Consider the following 4739-nt stretch of genomic DNA (forward strand, 5'->3'; position numbering starts at 1 on the left):
GAAGCTTTCGATGCATGGAAAATTGCGGCCTGTTTCGCCTGAATATCTACGAGCCACGGGCCTTTCCGGTCAGAGAAACTTAACGTGACAACACCACAAATACTGTTGTCGCTATGGCCGAATTGTGGAGGATTGAGGATGAAGCACGCGGCAAAAGTGCCGACATCCGCGGTGCTTTGCGTCAAGATCAGTCCGCAGCCATTGTTACGCGTCTTTTTGATATGTGGGAAAAGGAGCTGGGAAAGGTCTCCGGTAAATCCAAAACTGCTGAAGCAATCCGCTACGCTCTCACCCGGCGCGAAGCGCTGCAGCGGTTCCTCACAGATGGCCGGATCGAAATCGATAGCAACATTGTTGAGCCGCCATCAGACCGCAGACAATTACAAGGAAAAACAGCCTGTTTACCAGTCGTGAGGGCGGCGGTCGGACTTGGGCCACGTTGGCAGCGTTTCTCCAGACATGCAAACTGAACAATGTCGATCCGCTTAACTGACTATCCCAGACCTTAGAGCGCATCGCTCAAGGCTGACCTGTAACTGAAATCGAAGATCTCATGCCTTGAAACTACAAGTCCAACGCCATCAGCTGACCGCTTACGTTGATGTAATCCAGTTTTGGTGACATAATTACAACTATAAGTACTATTCTTTTTGAAAAAGTGAGAGGATGTTGCTGTTTTAACAAATATGTTGATATACGAAAGTTAATAATATTACTTTAATGCAGCTACTTTTGCATCCGCTTGCTCAGGGGAGGCTATAATGCAGAAATTACGCAATTCGTTATTATCACAAACAGCGCTAATATCGGCTTTGGGCTCTGTACCAGCCTTCCTTTTAGCTACGGCTGGACCTTTAATTGTGAGCACAACCACTGCTCTGAGTGCCTCTTGCACAGCCAACTCGAATGGCACCTATAGTGTCGGGGCTAATAGTAGTCTAAACACTGCAAGCTGTGAAATTACTTCAGTCGCACCAGTGATTGGTAATACAAGTATTTGGAACCTAGGGTTTCAATTGTATAGCCAAAGCGGGAAAAGCAATGTTCTGACGATTGAAAATGATTTTAGTACTATTTTGAAAGGTAGTACTGGAATATCCGTTTCTGGTGCTGGGCCGACAACCCTTTCCACTTTTGATGCAGCTGGCAAGGTCATAGACTTAACTATTCAGAATATTGATGCGAGCGGCACTCAAAACGGCGGTGACCGGGTTGCAAAAGTGGGTGTTGGTGTATCGAGTGGTGGCCAGGTTGAAATTGGCACTTTAAATCTCAAAATGCCCAACCTGCCGAATACTGACGGCTCTTTCCTTGGTGCTCAATTTGAGCATTATGGTGTTGTCGCCGGCTCATCTGTAAGCTCCGGTGAATCTGCAGCTTTTAGTGGTATGCAATCAACCGCAGCTTTTGATAGTCTTGATATTCAAATGAGTGCAAACAACTCTGGCCTTCGCAGACAATTAATTAATGGTATCCGCGCTATTCAGGGCGCACCAAATAATAGTGGCAATGGCTCTGCAGGCTATGTTGAAGTCAGAAATGACCTGAAAATTGATATTGATGCCGGAAATAATGACGCTATCGGTATTTACGTTTCGGGCAGTGAGCACGATGGCATTGTGCCGGAAGTTAAAATTCATAATAGTGATATTAAGATTAAGAGCACTGCCAGCCGTGCAAATGCCATTCGTCTGGGTAAAACTGCGAATGTAGGTACGGGTGAAGGTCGTTTGACTTCAACTGGGCATATGGAAATTGATACACTCGCTGCAGCCAATAGCTCTGCCATTGCTGTGATATGGCAGGGTGCTACTTTAAATGCTGACGCGGATACCTCTAGCACCACAATCAAGGCTGGTCGTGAAGCTATCACGATTAGTGGTAACTCAAGCCAAGCAACAGATCAAACAATAACCTCATTCAACAACCTGATTGTAACCACTGCATCGCAGACTGCTAGTCTAATTGATGTTGGTACGGGCCAAAACGATTATCGCCTTAATATACGTGGTGCAGATAGTAATTTGACTGCTGCCGATAATGGTTGGCTTTTGGATGTAAAAGGTGGTGCAACCAATGCCAGCACGACGACCTTTGATTTTGCCGATGGGGAATTAAATGGGCTTGTCAATAAGACGGCATCGTCCACTCTGGATATGACCGTTCGTAATGACGCCGTTTGGAACTTGCAGGAAAAAGGTGGTTCGGCCAACTCTGTAACGTCCACGTTCTCAAATCTTGATCTTTCCAGTGCTGCGCAAATTAATGCTTTTGGCGATTTTGTTTTGGCTGGAAATATTCAGAGTACATCTGGCATTCTGAACCTTTCAGATGGGATTGCAGGAAATACACTTACCATTAAAGGTAATTATGCTGGCATCAGTGATGCTGCTCTGCAGTTGGATACCTTCCTTGGTGCGAGTGGCTCCCTCAGTGATCGTCTTATTAATGATGGTGGAACTATTTCAGGGTTAACACTTGTTCGCATTAGCAATACAGATGTAGCGGATGCAGGAGCGGCAACCGATCCAGGACATGGTATCAAGGTTGTCCGTTCAATCAATGGCGGCACCACAACTGATGATGCATTTGCCTTAGATGTAGAGGCAAGCAATGCTTATGAATTTCGAGGTCGTACGGTAGTTGGAGCAGGCGCTTACGCGTATGGCCTCTATAAAGGTGCAAACCCATCTAGCTCAACTCCTATTGATGAGTATGGTGAAGGCGATTTGGAAAATGATTGGTATTTAAGATCTCAGTTGGATCAAGTTGACCCTACTGATCCGACTGGTCCAACCGACCCTAGCGATCCGAAGGTGCCTGTGGTTCCGACACCTCCAACCGATCCACTTTATCAGGCGGGTGTTCCCACTTACGAATCCTATGCGCAATCCCTTCTCGGCCTAAATGGCGTTAGTAGTTTACAACAACGTGTTGGCAATCGCTTCTGGGTTGGCAACGGCAACCGTGTTATCGCCCAAGGCGCAGATATAATCGAAATGCCCTATGCGCCACCGCAGGAAGCCGGAGCGCTTGTGAATGGCAACGGTGTCTGGGGCCGCATTGAAGGCGCGCATAATAAGGTCGAGCCACGCACTTCCACCTCTGACACTGATTACAATCAGAATGTCTTCAAGTTCCAGGCCGGTGTGGATGGCATGCTCCACGAGAATGAAAACGGCACTTTGATTGGTGGCGTGTTTGTTCAATATGTGCATGGCAAGACCAAAACCAAGTCAGTTCATGGCGATGGTGAAATCTCCACCGATGGCTATGGCTTTGGCGGCACACTGACCTGGTATGGTAATGAAGGCTTCTATGTCGACGCGCAGGCGCAGGCGACATGGTATGATTCTGATCTTTCATCCCGCATCGCCAATCTTGGCTTTACCTCTGGCAATGATGGTTTTGGCTACGCACTTTCGCTTGAAAGCGGCAAACGCTTTGCCATTGATCCGCAATGGTCGGTAACGCCACAGGCACAATTGGTCTATTCGCATGTGGATTTTGACAGCTTCACCGATGTGTTTGGTGCAGCCGTTAGCCTTGATCGGGGTGAAAGTCTGCAAGGCCGCCTTGGCATCACGCTCGATCATGAGAACTCATGGCAGAATGCAATGGGTATGACGGATCGTGCGCATGTCTATGGTATTGCCAATCTTTACTATGAGTTCTTGAGTGGAACCCGCGTTGATGTTGCCGGTACCAGCTTTGCCTCAGAAAAAGATCGGCTTTGGGGTGGATTGGGTATTGGTGGATCGTACAATTGGAACGATGACAAATACTCGATCTATGGTGAAGGTATCGTCAATACCAGCCTCAACAACTTCGGTGACAGCTATACACTCAAGGGCAATATCGGCTTTCGCGTGAAGTGGTAGAAATAATATAATCTAAAATGGAATGAGAAGAGCCCCGGCGAGTCCGGGGCATTTTTAATTAAAAAACCTACTAAACACTGCCAGGCTAGTCTCTCAAACATACCTCAGCTTAACCAAGCAATGATGACCTGAATAGAAGTGGCTCGGTTTGTCTGAATATTTTCGGGGGAGGGGGGGTAAGTGGACTTCCACCGCGATTATGCCGCCACCTTCATTGAAGTAAACCTGATCCGGTGTCTGTCGGTCAAGGGATGAATGTGGCCGTTGGCTGTTGGCCTTGACCATCAGTTGGGAAATACAACCTTTCTTAGGCTTAATGCAAGTAGCTTTGCCCGTATTCTTGATCTTGAGCCCGCATTCTCTTTTTGCGATATAGCCGTTCATCCGCGAGTGCCATTACTTCAGCGAAGGTTTGCTTCGGTTTGCAAACAATGATGCCAATCGAAGCAGATAAAACCGAGCCTTCAGCTTTGACGGATTCTTTAAACAGCTTAGCAGCAAATAAACTCACTTGGGTGTTGTCACGTTAACTGGGCTACAGTTGCCTGCCTGACGGTTTGGGCGTAAATTTTGGCGATGCAGACATCAGATATCATCTTCAAGCGTCACCGTTTTCCGCCACAGATTATTGCTCATGCGGTGTGGCTTTATCTGCGGTTCAACCTTAGGTTCAGGACCCATTGATTTGACGTGATGTCTATGATTCAGAGGGCAGTGCAGGAGCCTGAATCATGAGCAATTTATTTTGGCTGACGGACGAGCCAATGGCTCGTCTTCGTCCTTATTTCCCCAAGAGCCATGGTCGCCAGCGCGTTGATGATCGGCGCGTTCTGAGCGGGATCATCTTCGTTAACCGCA

1 protein-coding gene and 3 pseudogenes are annotated in these 4739 nt (G+C 47.4%); all 4 read left to right on the forward strand.

What is annotated here, in order from left to right; all coding sequences use genetic code 11:
• Positions 1-95 precede the first annotated feature (95 nt).
• Positions 96-529: pseudogene (locus C7374_RS15655) on the forward strand (IS66 family transposase); the annotation flags it as partial.
• Between the two features lie 232 nt (positions 530-761).
• On the forward strand, positions 762-3881 hold the full coding sequence (locus tag C7374_RS15660; protein WP_111576528.1) for an autotransporter family protein: 3120 nt from the start codon (positions 762-764) through the stop codon (positions 3879-3881).
• 576 nt (positions 3882-4457) lie between these two features.
• Positions 4458-4556: pseudogene (locus tag C7374_RS16460) on the forward strand (IS6 family transposase); the annotation flags it as partial.
• Between the two features lie 56 nt (positions 4557-4612).
• Positions 4613-4739 (forward strand): annotated as a pseudogene (locus C7374_RS15675) (IS5/IS1182 family transposase); the annotation flags it as partial.

The organism is Falsochrobactrum ovis (assembly GCF_003259955.1).
Taxonomy (GTDB): domain Bacteria; phylum Pseudomonadota; class Alphaproteobacteria; order Rhizobiales; family Rhizobiaceae; genus Brucella; species Brucella ovis_A.